Raw genomic sequence first — 20,636 nt, 5'->3', positions numbered from 1 at the left:
GCCGGAAATTATTCGCACCTAACTTTTGCTACTATGCGCGTCATCACCTCAACGGCTCAGATACAGCCTCAGTCCACCGCTCAGATCATGATGATCAGGCCGGTGAATTTCGGATTTAATACCCAGACCGCCGAAAGCAATGAATTTCAGCAGGAGGATTTTGCTAAAGAAACGATGACGATTGCCCAGAATCGCGCCAGAGAAGAGTTTGACCTGATGGTATCACAGCTTCGAAAGGCAGGTATCTCTTTGCATATATTTGATGATAATGAAGAAAAAGACCGTCCGGATGCTGTTTTTTCCAACAACTGGATTTCATTTCACCAAAGCGGAAAAGTGATTTTGTACCCCATGATGGCCGAAAACCGCAGGAACGAACGCAGGCCGGATATCATTGAGGCATTGAAAAAAGATTTTAAGGTAGAAGAAATTATTGACCTCACGTATTTCGAACAGGAAGATAAATTCCTGGAAGGTACCGGAAGTATGGTGCTGGACCGGCGTTATAAAATTGCTTATGCCTGTCTTTCGCCCCGTACCCACATAGAAGTTCTGGAAAAATTCGGCGAAATAATGGGGTACGAAATTGTGCCATTTTCAGCTTCGGACGAAAATAATAAGCCGATATACCATACCAATGTGATCATGTGTGTGGGAGATATTTTTGCCGTCGTTTGCCTGGATGCCATCAAAAATCCCGACGAACGCCTCCTGGTTCGTACTGCACTGGAAGATACCAACAAATATATTATCGAACTGACGCTGGACCAGGTACATCATTTTGCAGGAAATATGCTAATGGTACGTAACGCCAGGCAAGACAAATTTCTGGTGATGTCCACCCAGGCATACGAAGCGCTTACACAAAAACAACGCACCGCTCTCAGCGACTATGCCAATATCCTGCACACCGATCTATCCGTCATTGAAGGAAACGGCGGAGGGTCTGCCCGATGTATGATGACCGAAATTCATTTACCAAGGGCCTGAGCGCATGACTACCCCCCTGTGCCGTGGCTACGAAACAACACCAAACCTGCATTGCATCCCTAACCCTGCCCTATACAAACAAAAACGGACTGCCTGATTCCACATGTGAAACTTTTATACCCGGCACCCTTGGCTGAAGCCAGGATTCCAGCCATTTCATACCAGGCTCCTCACTCGGAGAATGCCCCATAACAATCAATGACAGTTTATCACCCTTGCGTCTGGCATCCCGTACGTATTCCGCCGTTTCCCATTCGCTCACCTCTCCGCAAATGAGTACGTCCGGCTTTTCCCTGATGATCGCACCGATCTGATTCCGTCCACCGGATGCTCCTGGCATCAACAGAATCCGTTTGCACGGCTGGGCCAGATCTCCCACCACTCGCATGGTGGCAATACCCAGTTTTTCTTTCACATGAGTAGTCAGGTTTTTCAAAGACACCCCGGGCAGGGTCACCACCGCCGGATTTTTTTCATCATAATACTTTTCCCAGCCCAGCGAGGTAAGCACACCCATTTGTACGCCATCCGGCTGGTGCGTGTGCCAGTAATCATGAAAACGCCAAACCGCAATTTTATGCTTGTCCAGCAACGCTTTTTTATACTGGAAAACCGCATCATTTTCCAGCCAGGCGGTTTCGTCCGCATGATTATAAAAAGTAGGCTCATGCGCAATAATAAAATTAGCACCAAGCTTCACTGCTTTTTCAATCACTTCCACGGTAGCAAACATGGTGGAGACGATGCCGGTAACCGGCTGTCCTGCACTTCCCGATTTTAAGGTATCAACGGTTTTGGAAAATGGTGCGCCGGGAATTGTTTTGAGAATCAGATCTATCACCTCCCCTACCGTCATGCTACCCCTTACCTCCCCTAGGACGGGAATGGCTGTCAGAAGTTGAGAACCTATTAATACTGATGAGCCTGCCACCTTGGTAAAGGTTTCCAGAAATGCCCTGCGTCCTGATTTCATCATATTTCTGCTGATTATTTTTCTGTTAAGGATTACGCAAATTAACGATTATTACGCTGGTCCGGCAACGGTTTATTACTTTCAGCCGCCGTACAGCGGTACATTATTATTCTTTTTATATCAGCAACTTACGGATTATTCCGACATCGTGGCAAACAGTTTGGGCTCCTTTCTGTTACCTCAGCGAATTTCCGGGTATAATCCCCGACCACCCATCTCTAACGTGAATGATCATCGCTATAAGTTACACATCGGCTACATATTGACACTTTTATAATATTAAATGATTGAGGGAGATAAAATATTTTTCTAAATTTATAAGTGACTATCCCCCTGTGTGTTCGACTTACTTATGACAACAGAAATTGGCTTCCCGGATTTACCCCTCATTCAGGCTATCAAAGATGGAAACGAAAGAGCCATCAGCATTTTTTACAAAGAAAATTTTGGCCGGATACAAAACCTTGTTTACAAAAACAGCGGCGATGCCGACGATGCAAAAGATGTATACCAGGAATCCATGATAGAAGTTGTGTTACAGATTAAGAAAGGGAAGCTGGATCAGCTGAACAGCAAGCTGTCGACCTATCTCTATTCGATCTGCTATTACAAATGGATCGACAGGTTAAGAAAAAAAGGCAGAATGATCGAAACCGGCTTTGGTGACGAGCCGGAAGGCGCAGTACTGGAAGAAGAAACAGAATCACCCTACCCGGATGCTTTGGAAAAAGTAATGAGCAAGATAGGAGAAAAATGCAGAGATCTGCTTCGGGCCTATTATTATGACAAACTTTCGATGATTCAGATTGCAAAAGAATTGGGCTACGCGGACGCCAATTCGGCAAAAAGCCAGAAAAACAAGTGTATGGGTACTGCCAGACACTTAGCGGCAATTACTTTGAAACAATTCTACGCATGAAGGATATGACAGACGATGAAAATAAATCCGAATGGATAGACCGCTATCTGGACGAAGTGTTACCTCCCGGCGAACGTAAAGATTTTGAAAATTCCATGGCACTAGACCCCGACTTCCGCCTGGAAGTGGAAGCTCAGCTTGCGGTGCGAAACCTGATTGTGCACCAGGGAGAACAGGCATCCCTTCGTAGTATGTTTGATAAATTTCACCTCAGCCTGATGGAGGAAGAAGGAATGAAGGAAGAAGACAAAATACCGGTTCTCAACAGCCAGGAAAACATTCCGTCCGAAAAGAAAAAAGAAAAAGTACTTCGGGTAAACTGGGGAAATTGGTCTTACATGGCCATCGCTGCTTCCATTGCAATCACGATCATTGGCGTTTGGACCGTTCTGAAAAAACCTTCTGATATGATAGGTGAGCAGATGGGGATAAGGCTTAACGGAAAAAACGAGGCCTTCAGAGTTCCGTTTCTTACATGGAGTACCTTAAACGACAAACCTGTATTACAGGATAAAAAATTTATTGATGTAGTGATCATCAGAAAACCTAAGTACCATTTTCACTACCGGTTTAATGCCGTTATCGAATTGTACTCCGATACTCTGTCTGAAAAAGGTGAAAAAATTACGCTCCAGTATGACCGGGACACCGGAATATACAAACTATGGATCGGGCGGAAGGTTTATGTCATCCAAAAAACAGATAAAATCACACCTTTAATATAATTTTACTGGAACAAATTTGCCCCCTCTTTTATGAAAACGCAGGTACTTCGGATAGGCCGGAAACCGGATAATGATATTGTAATTGATGACCTTAGCGTGAGCCACTATCACGCTGTTGCTACTCTAGGAAACGAAAATACTGCGGAGCTGGAAGACAATGACTCCTCTAACGGTACCTATGTGGACGGGATGAGGGTCAGAAAAACCCTGATCACCGGCGAAAGCAGCATTACATTGGGCAAGGTTGCCCTGGACCCCCGTAAAATATTCAGATTCAATAAAAAACCGGATGACTTTTCCGCTGAATTTCAGGAGCTGCGCCCAGTATGGGATACCCTTGAAACAGAGCGGATCAGCATTCTTCAGTCTCAAAAGAAAATAGATGTACTCCTGGCCATCCCGTACATCGGGCGGATCATCATGTTATGGGCAGCCAACCACTACAACCTGGAAGGCAGGCGTGTAAAGTTAAAAGAAGACATGCGCAGGATGTGGGTATGTCCTTCCTGCAAGCAGCCATTGCGTGATTATGAATGGCTTACCTGGAATGATGCCGAACACCTGAGGCGTTGCCCTAAATGTAAGGCCCGGTGGTTTTAAAAAAATTGAAGAAAAAATCAAAAAATAGGGTGACCTCCTTCCTATCCCGGCGATAAAGAGTCAGAAGGCCGGAAGAGGCCGGTATTTAGCTAACATATAAAATTTTCAAAACCATGTCGGAGCAAACACAACTGATTTCAGAAGACGGTGGAGTAACAGGAGGGAAGCCAGAAACTCATGCAAAGAAAAATATTAAACCTGCCGCCGCCGTAGGTGCGGGTGCCATGGCTGGTATTGGTGCCGTTGCTATTGATGCATATGGGTCACAAAAAACCGGTGAGGAACCGGAAGTCGTTGCGGCTGATTCGACCGAATCTGTTTCCACAGATACCACCGCTGCAAATCCTGAAGCTCCTGTTAATCCTGTACAGCCAGGCACCCCGGTTTCTGCACCCGCCGGACCACCACCTCATCAGGAGTTAAATCCATCACCTGATGTACAGGTTATTCCTGATAACATCAAAATTGGTTATGCATCCGGTAATCTTTCTTTTGACGAGGCATTTGAAGCAAGCCGTAAAGAAATGGGCCCCGGAGCATTGTTTGAATGGCACGGCCATCTGTACCACACCTGCCATCCGAACGAATACGCAGCCCTGCCAGCAGAAGTGAAAAACCAGTTTAATACTTTGTGGGTTGCCAATGAGGAAAACGTACTGGATATCCCGGCAGAAACACATGAAACCGTGCCTGTGCATTCTCCGGAAGAAGATCCGAATGGTGATGAAGTAAACGAAGAACCCATTCCTGATCAAAATGACCCTCTGGAGGGAGATTCCGACGAAAATTATATAGAGGCCGACAGTACCGTCACTGGCTCTGAACTCGATCTGTCGTATTCTCCGGATGATTTCGACAACAATTTCGAAGGTACCGACGAATGGGTGAACCCCGACGACGTTGTCTGATTCCCGGCGCTAAATCTGATTTTATATGATTATTACATGTCCGTCCTGCAGTGCCCGTTTAAGGATTAACGAAAAGGCGCTTTCCGTACAAAACCCCTTTATCAAATGCGTGCGATGCAACTCTCCGGTCAAGGTTTATTTGCCCCCGGAAGTGATTCCTGTATCTGCCAGCGAGGAAAGTACTTTTATTTTTGAGCCTGCCGAAGTCGGCTGGGTGATTGTTCACGACGAGAGTACCCAGACACAAACCTTGCCGCTTAAAACAGGAAAACAGACCGTAGGGCGAGCATCCGTGAGTAAGCCTTGCGAAGTAATGATCCAGTCTCAGGACCGGTATATGAGCCGTCATCACCTGATCATTGAAGTGGTAAAAGGGAAAGACGGGGCTTATAAGTACTGGGTTTCGGAACATCCGGATTCTATCAATCCCACTTTTGTTAATACTTATCCGCTCAAACGCGGAACAACACTTGAACTGGTGGATGGCGCCATTATGCAACTGGGAAAAACCAAGGTAATCCTTAAAACTCCTGCCATTGCTGGTACCGCCCGAAAGGCTACTGAAACAGTTGTTAACGGGGATTTTGCTAAAACAGTTATTTTCTGATCTATGAAGATACAAATAGCCAGGCCCTGTGCACTGCACGAAATAGGCAAGAGAACAAATAATGAAGATAACCTGTTCCCCGCTAAGGGAATGGCTACTTCCGACGACAGGCTGTTTCTGGTCTGTGACGGCGTGGGAGGAGCTGAAAAAGGTGAAATAGCCAGTGATATTGCCTGCCAGGCCATTCCTGATTATTTTAGAAGGAATAGTATCTTCAAAAGTGAAGCCCAAACCGTGTATGACGCAATTGCATTTGCAAAAACTGAGATTGAGAAGTTCCTCCGGGACAATCCAGGCTCAGAAGGAATGGCTACAACACTCACTTTATTACACCTGCATGAAGACGGAGCTACCATTGCACACATTGGCGACAGCCGGGTATACCACATCCGTAATGGTAAGATTCTTTGGAAAACCCGTGATCACAGTTACGTAAATGATTTGGTCAATGCAGGGCTGATCACAGAGGCCGAAGCGTTGTCGCACCCGAGAAGAAATGTCATTATGAGGGCCTTACAGGGAAATGACCCCAATGTAACGGCTGATGTCCACACCATTCCGAAAATCAACAAAGGGGACTACTTTTTTCTGTGCTCCGATGGCATCCTGGAAAGTGTGGATGATACAACCCTTACGGAAATCCTGAGTACCCAGGATGCAGATACTGTCAAAATGGAGCGGATAGCAGGTCTTTGCAGAGAAAACAGCAGGGATAACTTCTCGGCCTATCTCGTGCGTATTACCCAAGTTGAAAACCTTACAGTGGAGTTGCTGCAGCCTGTTGAATTCAACAAGAAAGTGCCTGTTCGAGAAAGCAAAGGAGCTGCTAACGGCAGGATTCTGCGGGAAAGCTTAGGCTGGGTACTAGCCCTGGCTGCTTTTTCCGCCGTATGGTATTTGTTTCATCAGCCAGCCAAAGTAACTAAAACGAGAAAGCAGCAAACCACGTACAAACATGTTTCCAAAGACTCCTCGGCCAGCAATTCGCCTTCTGGCCAGCCTTTTAAAATAAAGGTAAAAAATAAATTAAACAACAACCCACGGTGACCTTCCGCCTTTGTATTCGATAAAGGTTCAAAAGGAACAACAAAAAGCAAGATCATGACTTACGAAGAATTTTTGAAGCGCTATCAATTTGATACCCAGGACAAAAATGCCATGCTGGGTGCAGGAGGATTTGGCTCCGTCTATAAAGCCTACGACACCGTACAGAAACGTTATATTGCCGTCAAGATCGCGGAAGTCAAACACGAAAAATTCAATCTGATGTATGAAAAACAGATTGTTGATGAACTCGATTCGCATGAAAACGTCGCACGTTACGGCAATTGCTTCCGCTTTACCTTCATGCCGGTACGATATGATTTTGCCATCCTTACCTTTTATGAAGAAGGAAACCTGGCCGATGTCCTGAACAAATATCCCCTGGATACCGATCAAAAACATCAGATCCTGGAAGGCATCCTCAGAGGTGTGGGACATTTGCACAACCACCACATCATCCACCGGGACATGAAACCGCAAAATGTGCTCATGGACAATCAAAATGGCCGCTGGGTACCTAAGCTTACGGATTTTGGCCTGAGCAAACTAGCCGACAGCAATACCCGGGCCGTCGAGAATTCGTCCATCGGGCTTTCTATTGCCTATGCTGCACCCGAACAGATATCAAACAGGGACATAAAACATAATGTTGACCTATGGGCGGTGGGCGTGATTGCCTACCAGATGTTTGTTGGAGAACTTCCCTTTGAGGCTCCGCGTACCATGAGTCAGGAAAGCTGGAACCTGGAAGTGAGCAAGCTGATCGTAAACGGAAAAGTTTCGGAAAAGATAAACGCTGTTCCCGAGCCATTCAAGACGATAATTGAAAAATGCCTGGTCGCTGACAATACCCAAAGGGTTCAAAAAGCTGATGAATTACTTCTCTTGCTCGGTGTCACCCCGGATTACAAACCAAATCCAAAACCCATTATTCTTCAGGAAAACACCCTTCGTATTGACGAACCTGTTTCGAATGTAAAGGAACTCTCGCAACGGGCCGACTACCTTGTTCGGGAAGCAGAAGGAAAATCTGGTTTTGCCAGAGAACAAAACATTCACGAAGCCATCAAACTCTATGAAGAAATTCTCCGCACTGATCCTGCCAACATGCCTGCCCGTTTTCAGCTTGAATCTACCCGGCAAAAATTAAGTACCAATACGATCAAAAAGACAAGGTCTTTCTCCGGAAAAACCCTCGGTATGATAGCCGCCGGCCTTGCCGTGGTATTGGGCCTGGGCTACTTTTTCTACTGGAAACAGAAAGCGAAAAATGAGCTTAGCTGGGCAAAAGCTACCACTTTCGGGAACATTCCGGCAGCAGATACCGCTACGACTTTCGGCCAGATTTTTCAAACGCTGGACAAATATGCAGGTACCATTGCCATGGACGATACCACAAACGATATACTGGGCACCTATTACATGGAAGGCCGCGGCGGGGCACCCGTAAGTTTTGAAAAAGCGAAAGGCTTTTTTGAACTGGCAGAAGATTACGCACCAGCAAAATTTCATATGGGCTATATGTATTTCATGGGAAAAGGCGCTCCAAAAGACTACGCGGCAGCGGCGGCCCTCTTCGAAGCGGCCTATTACAAAAGACCGCTGGTGGACGCAGCAAACAACCTGGGGTACATCTATCTGACGGGGGGATACAAAGTCACCCAAAATCTTCCACTGGCCAAATCATGGTTTGAAAAAGCAGCAGAAGGGAATTCGGCCTACGCACAGTTTGAACTTGGGAAAATGTATTTAAACGGACAAGGTACAGTGGCCAACTCCACGCAAGGGCGCAAGTATGTAAAACTGGCGGCAGAGCAAGGCTACCCGGAAGCCAGGATATACCTTGTCACCATTAATATCAATAATGGTAACAACCAAAGTGGGTCGTCCAATGTCAAGTCCGCCAAAGCGAGCAAACCGGCCAATACTGCCGGAGAGCGATGGAAAAAATGGGGGGAACAACAGCTTCATAATGCCATTGGTTATTAAATCCGGATACTGTCCGGCATCGAAAACAATTTCAAAGCTTAGAAAAATCTATTATGAAAAATCTAGTCAGTACGATCCTGTTCTTTGGAGTTGCCGGCAGTATATTCTTTGGATACCGGTGGCTGCGAAATTCAGGAGAAGACGTAAAAACAGAGGGCCAGACCTACGCGGTCATTGTTGGAGTATCGGATTATCTTAGGGCTGGACGCCCCAACCAGGTCAACAACCTGAGGTACTGTGATGACGATGCGCATCTCTTTTACAGTTTTCTGAAAACACCGGCAGGTGGTTCGGTACCGGAAGCCAACATTGCACTGCTGATTGACAATAAGGCAAGCAAGGCCAATATCCTGGAACAATTAGAAAAGACCTTTGCAAAATCGGGCCCCGATGACCGCGTGATCTTTTACTTTGCCGGACATGGTAGTACGGGTTACTTCGCAGCCTATGACATTGACCTCAGTGATCCAAAAACGAATTTATTACATCAGGATATCAAGGAAGCTTTTCGTAAATGCCGGGCAAAAACGCGCCTCTGCTTTGCGGATGCCTGCAAGTCGGGCAGTATGAAAAATGATGTAACCAAACAAAAAAAAGAGCTGCCTAAAAAATCTCTGGAAGACCTGGAATCAGGACTGGTCGTGCTGATGGCCACCCGCTCCTACCAGAATGCCGGTGAAAATGTAGATATCGTACATGGCTATTTCACCAAATTTCTGGTGGAAGGACTGGAAGGCAAGGCAGATAAAAACGCAGACCAACGGGTTACAGTCAAAGAAACATATGACTATCTCTTCCGTAATTTGACAACGCTTCCGAAACAGGGCCCTGACGACAAAGGACAGACTCCCGTTATCTTTGGCAAATATGATCCCGACATGACCATTGCGCATCTGAAATCCGCTTGATTGTTTCCAGAAAATACCCCAAGATAATTCATTGTAAATCATACCAATCGGCTGGATACTACATCAAGTACCAGCCGATTCTGTGAATAAATGATAAGGGAATTCCCTATTGCACTACTTTGAGCGCAAGCTCAATGGCCCCTAGCTGCGAAAACATTTCTCTCTGATATTCAAAAGACTGGCCCGGGAATTGGGGGATCAGTTCTTTGTAGTACTCGATCCCCGACAGCAGCTGCTCCCTGAACTTCTGAAGATACTTCGTCTTTTTATCATTCATTTTTCTGGCCTGTATTTCAAGTTCCTTTTGATAGTGCGCAACGTAAAGATTCAGTTCATTGATGAACATATTTGGCCGCTGTACTCCGGCCAGCAAATTGAGCTTTCCATAAATATGCCGCACCATTTCATCCAGCGAATATACTTTGGAAAACCAGGCAAGGTTAGGTCCCGGACATATCGCAACGGCATGGTTCTCCCGCCTGGCCAGCAGGTCGTTTTTCAGCAGGGCTGAAGTGCTTAATCCCTCACACAGGCATAATTTTGCGGTAACCGCACTGATCTGCGCTTCGTAGTCAGCAGGCCGGGGCTCCAGTGCCATAATCTGTTTGATTTTTAGGTTCTGGTATTGCCGTGAGGCGGTACAGATGGGCTCGCTGGTAAATTCAGTATTGGATACCAGGTATTTCTTCTTACATGGACTTCCCGGTTTTCCTTTGGCGATCCGGTCGAGGCGTTGCTTTTCGGCACTGCTCTTTCTGAAATTATTGAAAAGCACCCCTAGAGGCGATGAATCAGACACGTAATAATCGTCTGTGCTGGCAGTTACCAGGTCGTTTAAAGTCTGTTCATCCACATTGGTCACTTCTGGTACCAGTAAAAACGGACTACCCCACCCCGTGGCATCCACCTGATAATGTTCCAGTAAAAAATTGTTTTCCTCCGCGGTACCAATACCTCCCTGCACGGTGATCCTTAATGTATGCATCTCGCTGATCTCAATTCCCTTTTGGATCAGTGCGGTTTGATACAAGCCAAACAATTCTGTCAGCATTTCCGGTCTGCGCATTTTGAATTCCTCCAGAATAGGCCCCAGCAGATAGCCCTCCGTGGCAAACGCATGTCCGCCGCAATTAAGTCCAGACTCTATCCTGAACTCAGAAACCCATATACCTTTTTTGGCAAGAAATTTAGCCTGGATAAAGGCCGACCGGAAATCACTTACTTTTAAAATAATTTTCTTTTTCAGCTGCCCGTTTTCATCCGGGAAGAAATCCTTAAAAGTTTCAATATAATTGTAAAGCCTCGGATTCATTCCTGCGGACAAGATCAGGGAAGACGTTAAAGTACTATTGGCAAAACCTCTCAGCGCAGCAGATGCATCCGAATAATCGTCGGGCAACTGTTCCCCATGAACATCCCGGTTCAGTTTGTCAACCTTGGACATAATGTTTACATCAATGGCCCCTTTGGACATGCTTCTTCTGAGCTCATCCTGCATGCGGCTTTTTTCGACCGGATCGATACAGACGAGCATTTTCTGGTAAACGGATTTTAAGGCAGCGGTATCCGGCAAAAGTTCAAAATACCGTGTCAGGTCAGTACCTGGTTCAAACGGCTCAGCTCGAATGCGGTCAAAAGCTTTGTTTACAAGCCTTTCCATCAGATCCAGATAAGCCGTGATGCGCCTGCTTCTGAAATCCTCTTCTGTTGAAAGTATCGGGATATAAACCTCATCGTTTTTCAGGCTGTGGAGTTTCCTCATCCGTTCTATCATCACATCATCCACAATAGATGCCACAGAAGAGATACCAAACGGAGAAACTTTGATTGGAGTATCCACAGAATATCCAAGCCCTAAAACCGGTATATGAAAGGTATGCGTCATGTTTAAATTCCTGGAAAAATGCTAATTAGAAAGCTCAAAACTAAGACATTACCCTGACACAAAAATTGATGGCGGTTTGGGAGATTTATGACATCGGTCAGGAGCATCAGCGAGACAAACCTATCCGTTTGCCGAATGAGGAGCGTGCTCAGGAATTTGGTTTCGGCTGACAGGCCAATCCGGTAGCGCAGCAGCAGTTAATATTAAATAAAGAAATTTTTGAATTAATTACGCTCCGAAATTCGATAGCACGGCAGAAAAATTGTAAAATTGGAAAGCCATTCCATATTAACTTCCCAATCCATGAAGCAATCTCTGGCCCCTGCCCGCTGGTACCGTATTATTCCCGTTGTTTTTATTACTTACAGCCTGGCATATCTCGATCGGGCCAATTTTGGTTTTGCCGTTGCGGGCGGCATGGCGGAAGACCTTCAGATTACCAAGGAAACCTCGTCTCTGCTGGGCTCCTTGTTCTTTCTGGGTTACTTCTTCTTCCAGATTCCCGGAGCGCAGTACGCAGCCCATAAAAGTGCAAAAAAACTGATTTTCATTTCGCTGATCTGCTGGGGAGGCCTTGCAGCTGCCACGGGTATGGTAAGTAATGTTACAAGCCTCATCATCATACGGTTTATGCTGGGCGTGGTGGAAAGTGCCGTTATGCCTGCCATGCTTATCTTATTGAGCCAATGGTTTACCAAACAGGAGCGTTCCCGCGCCAATACCTTTTTGATTTTAGGAAACCCGGTTACAGTACTATGGATGTCGGTATTGTCGGGGTATCTGATCGAATCCCTTGGCTGGCGGTGGATGTTCATTATTCAGGGCGCTCCAGGGATTATATGGGCGTTTGTGTGGTGGAAGCTGATTGATGAAAAGCCGAAGGATGCAAACTGGCTTACTGATACTGAGAAAGCAGAAGTAGAAGAGCAACTCCTGGCCGAACAGGCAGGTATCCGGCCAGTCAAAAATTACATGGCAGCCTTCAGGTCCTGGTCGGTGATCCTGTTATGTCTGCAATATCTACTGTGGAGTGTAGGCGTCTACGGTTTTGTGATGTGGTTACCTTCCATTATCAAAGCAGCACCAGACATGGACATCGTTACCACAGGCTGGCTGTCGTCAGTACCCTATATACTCGCAATTATCGGTATGCTGGCAGCTTCTTATTTTTCAGACAAAACCCTGAACCGGAAAATTTTCATCTGGCCCTTTCTGCTGATCGCCTCGTTGTCTTTTGTGGGTTCCTATTACCTCGGTACCGAACATTTCTGGATTTCCTTCTCCCTGCTTGTGGTGGCAGGAGGCGCTCTGTATGCCCCCTACGGTCCATTTTTTGCCGTGATCACCGAAATTTTACCCAAAAATGTGGTGGGTGGTGCCATCGGGCTAATCAATAGTCTGGGCGCACTGGGATCCTTCGCCGGAGCTTACCTGGTGGGTTATCTCAACAGCCACACAGGCGGCTTCGAGGCATCCTATATTTTCATGGCTGTGGCTTTGCTGCTTTCAACCATCATCACAATTGTTGTGGTAAAGTCTCCTGACCAGCTTGTTAAACAATAGGAATTCTTTGGCTAAAACAGACAGACATATCAGAAGCCTTAAAGCCGATACCCAAAGATCGTTAACAGTAAAAGCTCCCGAACCGAGATAAGTTTCTCATGCCGGGAGTTTTTTTATAAATCATCATGCGGGGATATAATCCGCTTAATGTGTAATGGGCGGTGTTTCAACCGGCGGTATTACGGGTGGCGTTTCATCCGGCGAGGGTACCGGAGGCGTTTCAACAGGTGGCGGTAGCGGCGGTGTCTCGGCAGGTGGGGTAACGGGCGGCGCTTCCGCTGGCGGTACCAACGGTGGCGTTTCGGCGGGTGTTGGTGTATTTCCTGGTTCTCCTATCATGAGCTGGTCTAGATTGAGTTATATGAAAGACTATCTTCTTAAAAGTTTTGTGCCAGACAAAGCCAGTTGGGCACTATTACCCAGCACAGCCCAATAAACCAGAAATATGAAGGCTGTTTTTATATAAAATCATACAAAATCTTGAATAAAAACTAAAAAATACTGTACTTAAGATTTATTGCCCTCTGTAATGGCGAGGGCATAAAGATTGCTATCCGCTTCCATACAGGTATTTCAAACCATCATCATGAACACGGAAATCACATGAATACAGAAATTAAAAGTAATCATCCCACAGAAAACCGGCCTCAGGGCAAAAGGATACTGGATGCGCCTTACGTTTTTATTGATACCCCCGGTTTTATTGAACAACTCAGGAATGAAAAAACCTGGGAAAAGAATGACCGTAATGGCATCACCGTTTTCAAATCCGATAAACTCGCGATGGTCATCACCGCCATGAAATCCGGGGCGGTGATGAAGGATTATTCAGTGGAGGGTTTTTCGTCCATTGAGATTTATGAAGGGGAAGTAAGGATTGAAACTGAGGGCCAGGTATTTGATCTGACAAGAGGACAAAGTATGGTGTATCATCCCGGGCTGGTTCACTCAGTGAAAGCCTCCTCCGATGCGGTCATAGTACAAACCACATTTTGCAGCTGACGCATGGGCGAGAAAAACTATACCCGCACCATTCCCAAAAATCTGGAGGGTACGTCCATTTCCGCGGAAAGCCAGGTAAAATCGGCCAATGAGGAAGAGGCCAGGTTTTTGTTTACCACTGCAAAACATCGGCTGCTGGATGTGAATAGCTGGGAGCAACTGGCCGGGAAAGCAATGGCCAGCTTCACACTGACCGATGAGCATGGCTCCGATCAGCCAGGCCTGGCAGTGAAAGGCAGGTATTTCAGGATTGAGATACCGGGGCCCGAAAACAACGCAGGCCAGGGATACGACTGGGTGAAAGTGGAAGAAATTGAGGAATACAAGTCCGAAGATGTAGAAAGTATCGGATTAAGGGTAAGGTCTGCCCCTAACCCGGCTACGGACAGCAGCGAAACGGCTCATTTCTACTCTGACGAATCAACCAGTACATTTACCGTTACCCGGGAAAAAACAACCGTAACTGCCGCCGTTTATGACCGCAATACCAAAGCCAATACGGAAACCGGGGAACTCGGCGATAAGATCAGAAACGCAGTGGTTGGTCTGGCGGGAAAACTGGCATTCTCAAAAATACAATGGGAAAAGCTGACAAAGGGCCTGCTAAGCCCTTCGTAACAAACCATCCGATTAAAACTCCCAGCGATAACTCAATACCGGAATAAGGCCCAGCTGATGCTGGATCACCGTTTGTTTTTTATAAGTATCATAATATCCGAAAGCTTCGTTTTTAGTACCGGTTACATTTTGAATATCAATTGCCAGCGTACGGCTGTAACTCCGGCGGCTTTTTTTCCAGTAAATCCTCAAATCGGGGCGAAAATAATCTTTCATTTTAAGGGTGAAGGCCTCCTGTTCTAAATATTCAGTAACACCGGTTGATGCAGATAAGACCGCATCAATGGGTGTATCTCTAAACCCGCCGGCCCATAGAATTTTGGTATTCACGCCCCAGGTACTGTTCCCCGACTTAAACTCCTTACCGCCGGTAAAACTGAAAGTATGCCCGCCTGCAAAACGTGAATCCCTGCGGATTCCATCACTTCCCTCATAGGTTGATTTGTAAACCGAACCCGCCAGCAAAACATACAACTCGCTGGTCAGGTACTTTTGAAAGGTTGCTTCAATACCGTAATTCCGGCCGGTTCCGGTACTTACGAGTTTTGTATCAATATTGGTTTCGACCAGATTAAGAGCTGAAAAAGAATTGCTCGCCGAGCCGCTAACCGGGATATGATACAACTCCTGAAGGTATGCCTCCACTTTAAGCGAATTATTTTTCCTGAAATTTTTCTGATATCCCACAACGAAATGATGCGACTTGGAAGGCCCCAGGTCAGCGTTCCCTTTGAGTGCCGGGTTTCCCTCTTTGCCGGAGATATACACCTGCGGTAACTGCAACTGGCTATGCAGCCCATAGGAAAAACTAAGCTGCTGGGACGATGTTACCTGAAAACGCAGTGCAGCACGCGGCTCAACCGAACTGCTGCCGGTAAGAGAATAATAAAGATAATGTACCCCTACTTCCGTTGACAACCTGGAAGTCAGGTGATGGTTAAAGCTCGCAAAAGGCTCCAGAACAAATCCTTCAACAGTATGATCGGCCGGTGCTGGCTTGGCGGAGGTACCCACCATGTCTGACTGGAGTGTTAAAAATGCACCTGTTTTTAATCTGGTTTTATCAGAAAACCGGGTTGCTATGATACTGCTTACCGACAGCCTGCTTTTAGACAATTCTTCTGTTTGCTTTAAAGCCGTACTGAAATCCTTAGGATTTACGGCGAATTCTTCCCGGGAAGTGGTCAGCCCTGAGCCCAAGAGGGTCGATTGCAGTGATGTTCCTTTATTCAGAACCAGTGCATGGGTAATTCCCAGCGCTCCCATTTTATTTTTGTAAAAAATATTACTGCCATCTTTCTGAAATTCCCAGAGTGTGGTATCCTTATCGGCTTTCAAGGTATTGCTGCTGATACCTCCCATGCCGAAAAAAGTAAAATGGCCCGCCTTACCGGCAGGGAGATTAATATTGAATGATAAATCCTGAAAACGAATGTCCTCTCCTCCAAAATTGACACCCATAGCTCCCATCAGTCCCGTGAAAGAATAACGATAATTTGCGAGATAAGACGCTTTCGATTTTCTTGAGAAAGGCCCTTCCGCCGCAATATCAAGTCCTATGAGCCCTGCCTGGGCTGTAAATTCAGACTTTTCGTCATTGCCCTTTCTCAGATACATATCCAGCACCCCCGACAACGCATTGCCGTATTGAGCCGGAAATGCCCCGCTCAGGAAATAGGAAGTTCCCATCAGCTGCGTACTCAGGATATTCACTCCGCCACCGGTTTGTGTGGCCCTGTCGCTGAAAGTACCTGCATTGGAAAGGTGATTCGGATTTACAATTTCCACGCCTTCCAGCCGCCACTGCATGCTATTGGGAGAATTCCCCCTGATGATCAACCCGTTGGCCTGGTCGTTCGCAACAGCCACGCCGGCAAAGGACGTAGTGAGCCGGGCGGGATCCAGGTAAGTTGCGGCATAACGCAGGGTTTGTTCCGGCGTAATTTCCTGTACGCTGTTGTAAGCCACAGGCCTGGAAGTAAGTACGGTAGCCTCAGCAAGCTGATTGGCCGCCCTGCTCAAACGGATATCCTGAATACTCTCTTTCCCCGATTCCAGGAGGATTTCTGGTATAACCAGCTTTTCATACCCAACGTATGATACCGTCAATACGTATCTTCCCACGGGCAGACCGTCAAAACGGAAACTACCAGAAACATCACTCATTATACCGCTCTCCAGCGAGGCAAGCCGCAGACTGGCGCCTGCCAGCGGAATCCCTGTATCCGCATCCCGGACGGTCCCCCGAATGGTTGATGTAAAAGGTTGTGCATAAAGCGAGCATGTTAAAAGCAGAAATATCGAAAGTAAAATAATGCGCATTTGTTTAAGGTAACGTTGTTCATTTTAACCGGACATATAAGCACTTTGTTCCGAAATACTAACCGGACATACTGGCACTTTCCCTGCCCAGTGTCCTTTTTTATTTCTTATGAAAAGACTTTTTTAAATATTTCAATCCTGAATTTTAATATTTCAATATCCAATCCATACAGGTAGAATACAATATTAAACTGTAGAACGATGACTCTAACCAAGGCCTAGGAACAGCTCATGGAATATATCTGGCCAGGACCATCAAGGTCAATTTCATTCCGATGTTTCCATCGCCGTATGAAAAGATACCCTTCGCGGAGAAACCGAAATGATGGCAAGGCTCAAAAATGTCCGGGGCTGTTTAACCCAGGGATATGAGTTGCTTCTGCGACAAGCACTGTTCACACCAACTTTTACCAACATTCAAGTATCTTTGCCGCGAACAGATTTATCCCGATTCATGAAACTTGAAGATATAGAAGGTTTTTTCAAAAGCTTGCAGGACAATATATGCCATGAAATAGAAACAGCCGACGGTCAGTCTGTTTTTACTGAAGACAGGTGGGAGCATCATTCCGGCGGAGGCGGCAGAACCCGGCTGATTCAGAATGGAAATGTGATCGAAAAAGGTGGGGTAAACTACTCGAGTGTGCGTGGTGAAGTACATCCCAGGCTCCGGCAGCAGATGAACCTGGGCGAAGGCGCTGATTATCATTTTGCGGCCACAGGCGTTTCCATTGTGATGCATCCGCGTAACCCTCATGTACCCATCATTCACATGAACGTACGTTACTTCGAACTGAGCAACGGCACATGCTGGTTCGGCGGCGGGATTGACCTCACTCCTCATTATGTGGTTGAGGAAGATGCCACACTTTTCCATCATCATTTAAAAACCGCCTGCGACCAGCATCATCCGGCATTTTATCCAAAGTTCAAAACATGGGCGGATGATTATTTCTATCTTCCCCACCGAAATGAGACCCGGGGAATCGGGGGAATTTTCTTTGATTATCTCAAACCCGACGAACCCGGTAATGCACAGCAGCTCAGCAAGGAACAACTCTTTCAATTTGTAAAAAGCATAGGGGAATGTTTCGCCCCGATTTACACGTTTTTCATGAACAAACATCGCGATGACGCCATAACCGAAACACAGAAACAATGGCAGTATCTGCGGCGGGGACGATATGTGGAATTCAACCTGGTTTGGGACAGAGGTACTAAATTTGGCCTGGAAACCAACGGGCGTACGGAATCGATACTGATGAGCCTGCCGCCTCAGGCCAACTGGGAATATAATTTTGTCCCGGATGCGGGTACCGATGAAGCCAGGACATTAAAGCTGCTGCAAAAAGGTATTAACTGGGCAGGGTAATCACCAGGTAAGGTTCCAATCCAGACTGTTGTCGTAAAACAACCGCCCGTTCCGGACAACCAGCGGAGAATCAAAGTTATTCTGGTACAGCTGGCCGGTACCAAGCCCCTGGGGAAGCGGATTGTTAAAGCTGGCGGTGTACTGAGCTATGGCGTTCAGCCCGATATTCGATTCAAGTGCCGAAGTAATCCACCAGTTGATACCTAACCTCACGGCAATCTCGATCCATTCGGTGGTCTGCTGAAAGCCCCCGAGTAACGATGGCTTAAGAATGATGTAATGCGGATTGATCTTCTTCAGAAGGTCAAATTTTTCTCTGTATCCTACAATCCCGATCAGCTCTTCATCCAGCGCAACGGGGACAGGAGACAGTGCACATACGGCTTTCATCAGCCCATGCTGCCCCGCCATAACAGGCTGTTCAATGGAATGAAGGTCATATTGGCCGAGCCGATTTAACCGTTCCGAAACATTGGTGCCATCAAAAGCACCATTGGCATCTACACGCAGGGTAATCTTTTTTTTAGGATAGCGCTCCCTTATTCTCTGGAGGATTGCACATTCCTTGTCAAAGTCAATCGCTCCCACTTTCAGTTTCAATGTGGTGAAATCCTGTGCCAGTTTTTCCTCAGCCTGCTGCAGCATGTCTTCAAAAGAACCCATCCAGATGAGCCCGTTCATCAGAATGCCAGTCTGCCCCGCAGAAAAATGATTGTCGAAAATAATTCTGCGCCCTCCGTGCATGATATCCAGTAAAGCGGTTTCAATCCCGAAACGTACTGAAGGCAAATGTGGCGGAACCAACTGATCCAGAATAATTTGAAGGTTAAAGGGAAAGACCTCCAGGTCAAACGCATTGAACTCATCACAAACAGATTGCAGTTGCCTGTCGAAATCAGGAATATCATCCACACTAAGCCCCGGCAGCGGGCCGCATTCCCCAAAGCCGGAAATGCCTTCTTTTTCGGTATCGGTGATATGTATCAGTCGGGAATTCTTGCTGGTTAAAACGCCGCGTGAAGTACCTGCCTGCTTTCTAAATAACAGATTGTGAGACTTGAAAGCTATTTTTAAAGACATACAAAAGTGGCGTCAGCTGAATATGGGGCGACAATATTAGACAAAATTTATGTAATTATGCAGATAAGATGAGACAACCTAATTGGATAAAATTCATATTAACGCCTTTTTCCTGGCTCTACGGATCAATCACCGGCATTCGTAACACCTTTTATGATCTGGGAATATTGTCCTCCACCAAACCTCATCAGTTTACTATATCTATAGGAAACCTTACTGTTGGAGGTACCGGTAAAACACCCATGGTGGAATATTTTGTAAAATACCTGCTGCCGCAAGCTTCTGTGGCAATCCTGAGCAGGGGCTACGGACGAAAAACAAAGGGCTTTGTACTGGCAACGGACCAGTCCGATGCTGCGCAAATAGGCGATGAGCCACTTCAGTATGATCAGAAATTTGGACAGAAAATTGTAGTTGCCGTTTGTGAACAAAGGGCAGAAGGTGCTGAAAAATTAAATACGGCATTTCCCGGGCGAAACATTTTGCTGCTGGATGACGCCTACCAGCACAGAGCCATTGGCAGGGATCTCAATATTCTACTCAATGATTACAGTCGCCCGTTTTACCTGGATCTTCCGTTTCCTGCGGGGCGCCTCAGGGAAACCCGGAGAGGGGCGCGGCGGGCTGATGGGATTATCGTCACCAAATGCCCGGAAAATATTTCTGTGGAAGAAAGGGAGAAAATCTTTACCGCCGTCAAACGCTTCAGCCGACCGGAAGTACCGGTTTTCTTTGCAGGCATCAGTTACGGTCCGGTAGTTTTCCACGCCAACGGCTCGGCAACGTTAAAGAATGTTAAAATAGTAACCGGCATCGCCAATCCGGAGCCCTTTATCCGCCATGTAAGTCGTCATTTTAACGTTATAGACAAAATAATTTACCCCGACCACCACAATTATACAGCTACGCACCTGACGGCCCTTATTCAAAACCTAAAAAGCGATACTTTTGTGGTCACAACGGAAAAGGATATGGTAAAGTTAAAACCCCTGGCCCAGGCTGCGGGGGTATCGGATCGGTTTGCTTATGTCCCCATTGAAGTGGATTTTGGAGATGACAAGGAGAAATTCAGCAGTTGGATTTCAGATAACCTTCCGCAAACCGGTCAGTCGGTCCGTTGAACTTTTATAT

General features: G+C 46.4%; 19 protein-coding genes. 15 read left to right on the top strand and 4 right to left on the bottom strand.

Going from position 1 to position 20,636, the window contains the following annotated elements; genetic code table 11:
• Positions 1 to 33 precede the first annotated feature (33 nt).
• Entirely contained in the window at positions 34 to 990 is a 957-nt protein-coding gene (ctlX, locus tag KOE27_RS07075) for a citrulline utilization hydrolase CtlX (protein WP_215238107.1), read from the top strand.
• Between the two features lie 70 nt (positions 991 to 1,060).
• Here the strand turns inward: ctlX and KOE27_RS07070 are convergent, their stop codons facing one another.
• On the bottom strand, positions 1,061 to 1,966 hold the full coding sequence (locus tag KOE27_RS07070) for a Nif3-like dinuclear metal center hexameric protein (RefSeq protein ID WP_215238106.1): 906 nt from the start codon (positions 1,964 to 1,966) through the stop codon (positions 1,061 to 1,063).
• A gap of 349 nt (positions 1,967 to 2,315) precedes the next feature.
• Between KOE27_RS07070 and KOE27_RS07065 the strand changes: the two genes are divergently transcribed.
• The 8 genes from KOE27_RS07065 (at position 2,316) to KOE27_RS07030 (ending at position 9,663) form a co-directional block, all read left to right on the top strand.
• Positions 2,316 to 2,882, top strand: a complete 567-nt coding sequence (locus KOE27_RS07065; protein WP_215238105.1) for an RNA polymerase sigma factor — start codon at positions 2,316 to 2,318, stop codon at positions 2,880 to 2,882.
• Entirely contained in the window at positions 2,879 to 3,607 is a 729-nt protein-coding gene (locus tag KOE27_RS07060) for an anti-sigma factor (RefSeq protein WP_215238104.1), read from the top strand. The genes KOE27_RS07065 and KOE27_RS07060 overlap by 4 nt, the downstream gene beginning before the upstream one ends.
• A 30-nt stretch (positions 3,608 to 3,637) precedes the next feature.
• The gene (locus KOE27_RS07055; RefSeq protein WP_215238103.1) at positions 3,638 to 4,207 is read left to right on the top strand and encodes an FHA domain-containing protein; all 570 of its coding nucleotides are present in this window, start codon (positions 3,638 to 3,640) and stop codon (positions 4,205 to 4,207) included.
• Between the two features lie 113 nt (positions 4,208 to 4,320).
• Positions 4,321 to 5,115, top strand: coding sequence for a hypothetical protein (locus KOE27_RS07050; RefSeq protein WP_215238102.1), 795 nt, complete (start codon positions 4,321 to 4,323; stop codon positions 5,113 to 5,115).
• Positions 5,116 to 5,140: 25 nt separating this feature from the next.
• On the top strand, positions 5,141 to 5,722 hold the full coding sequence (locus KOE27_RS07045) for an FHA domain-containing protein (RefSeq protein ID WP_215238411.1): 582 nt from the start codon (positions 5,141 to 5,143) through the stop codon (positions 5,720 to 5,722).
• A 3-nt stretch (positions 5,723 to 5,725) separates the two neighbouring features.
• On the top strand, positions 5,726 to 6,769 hold the full coding sequence (locus tag KOE27_RS07040) for a PP2C family protein-serine/threonine phosphatase (protein WP_215238101.1): 1,044 nt from the start codon (positions 5,726 to 5,728) through the stop codon (positions 6,767 to 6,769).
• Between the two features lie 54 nt (positions 6,770 to 6,823).
• A complete protein-coding gene (locus KOE27_RS07035) occupies positions 6,824 to 8,755 on the top strand; it encodes a serine/threonine-protein kinase (protein WP_215238100.1) in 1,932 nt (643 codons plus the stop codon).
• A 53-nt stretch (positions 8,756 to 8,808) separates the two neighbouring features.
• The gene (locus KOE27_RS07030) at positions 8,809 to 9,663 is read left to right on the top strand and encodes a caspase family protein (RefSeq protein ID WP_215238099.1); all 855 of its coding nucleotides are present in this window, start codon (positions 8,809 to 8,811) and stop codon (positions 9,661 to 9,663) included.
• A 106-nt stretch (positions 9,664 to 9,769) separates the two neighbouring features.
• Here the strand turns inward: KOE27_RS07030 and KOE27_RS07025 are convergent, their stop codons facing one another.
• On the bottom strand, positions 9,770 to 11,548 hold the full coding sequence (locus tag KOE27_RS07025; RefSeq protein ID WP_215238098.1) for a hypothetical protein: 1,779 nt from the start codon (positions 11,546 to 11,548) through the stop codon (positions 9,770 to 9,772).
• 303 nt (positions 11,549 to 11,851) lie between these two features.
• On the opposite strand from KOE27_RS07025, the gene KOE27_RS07020 reads away from it, so the two are divergent.
• The 4 genes from KOE27_RS07020 to KOE27_RS07005 all read left to right on the top strand — a co-directional run bounded on the left by KOE27_RS07020 (position 11,852) and on the right by KOE27_RS07005 (position 14,731).
• Positions 11,852 to 13,111, top strand: a complete 1,260-nt coding sequence (locus KOE27_RS07020) for an MFS transporter (RefSeq protein WP_215238097.1) — start codon at positions 11,852 to 11,854, stop codon at positions 13,109 to 13,111.
• Between the two features lie 154 nt (positions 13,112 to 13,265).
• Positions 13,266 to 13,547 (top strand): hypothetical protein, encoded by a 282-nt coding sequence (locus KOE27_RS07015; protein WP_215238096.1) that lies wholly within the window; start codon positions 13,266 to 13,268, stop codon positions 13,545 to 13,547.
• A 167-nt stretch (positions 13,548 to 13,714) separates the two neighbouring features.
• Positions 13,715 to 14,113: a cupin domain-containing protein gene (locus KOE27_RS07010; RefSeq protein ID WP_215238095.1), complete on the top strand. Its 399-nt coding sequence runs from the start codon at positions 13,715 to 13,717 to the stop codon at positions 14,111 to 14,113.
• Between the two features lie 3 nt (positions 14,114 to 14,116).
• Positions 14,117 to 14,731, top strand: a complete 615-nt coding sequence (locus tag KOE27_RS07005; RefSeq protein WP_215238094.1) for a hypothetical protein — start codon at positions 14,117 to 14,119, stop codon at positions 14,729 to 14,731.
• Between the two features lie 12 nt (positions 14,732 to 14,743).
• On the opposite strand, the gene KOE27_RS07000 is transcribed toward KOE27_RS07005, so the two are convergent.
• Positions 14,744 to 17,053, bottom strand: a complete 2,310-nt coding sequence (locus KOE27_RS07000; RefSeq protein ID WP_215238093.1) for a TonB-dependent receptor — start codon at positions 17,051 to 17,053, stop codon at positions 14,744 to 14,746.
• Positions 17,054 to 17,507: 454 nt separating this feature from the next.
• On the opposite strand from KOE27_RS07000, the gene hemF reads away from it, so the two are divergent.
• Complete coding sequence (hemF, locus tag KOE27_RS06995) at positions 17,508 to 18,425, top strand: oxygen-dependent coproporphyrinogen oxidase (protein ID WP_215238092.1); 918 nt, start codon at positions 17,508 to 17,510, stop codon at positions 18,423 to 18,425.
• Here hemF and KOE27_RS06990 read toward each other — a convergent pair whose 3' ends face one another.
• On the bottom strand, positions 18,426 to 19,505 hold the full coding sequence (locus tag KOE27_RS06990; protein WP_215238091.1) for an o-succinylbenzoate synthase: 1,080 nt from the start codon (positions 19,503 to 19,505) through the stop codon (positions 18,426 to 18,428).
• 68 nt (positions 19,506 to 19,573) lie between these two features.
• On the opposite strand from KOE27_RS06990, the gene lpxK reads away from it, so the two are divergent.
• Positions 19,574 to 20,626, top strand: a complete 1,053-nt coding sequence (gene lpxK, locus KOE27_RS06985; protein WP_215238090.1) for a tetraacyldisaccharide 4'-kinase — start codon at positions 19,574 to 19,576, stop codon at positions 20,624 to 20,626.
• The last annotated feature ends 10 nt before the right edge of the window (positions 20,627 to 20,636 follow it).

It is taken from the genome of Dyadobacter sp. CECT 9275 (genome assembly GCF_907164905.1).
Classification (GTDB): Bacteria; Bacteroidota; Bacteroidia; order Cytophagales; family Spirosomataceae; genus Dyadobacter; species Dyadobacter helix.
This window is presented reverse-complemented; position numbering and strand designations above follow the sequence as displayed.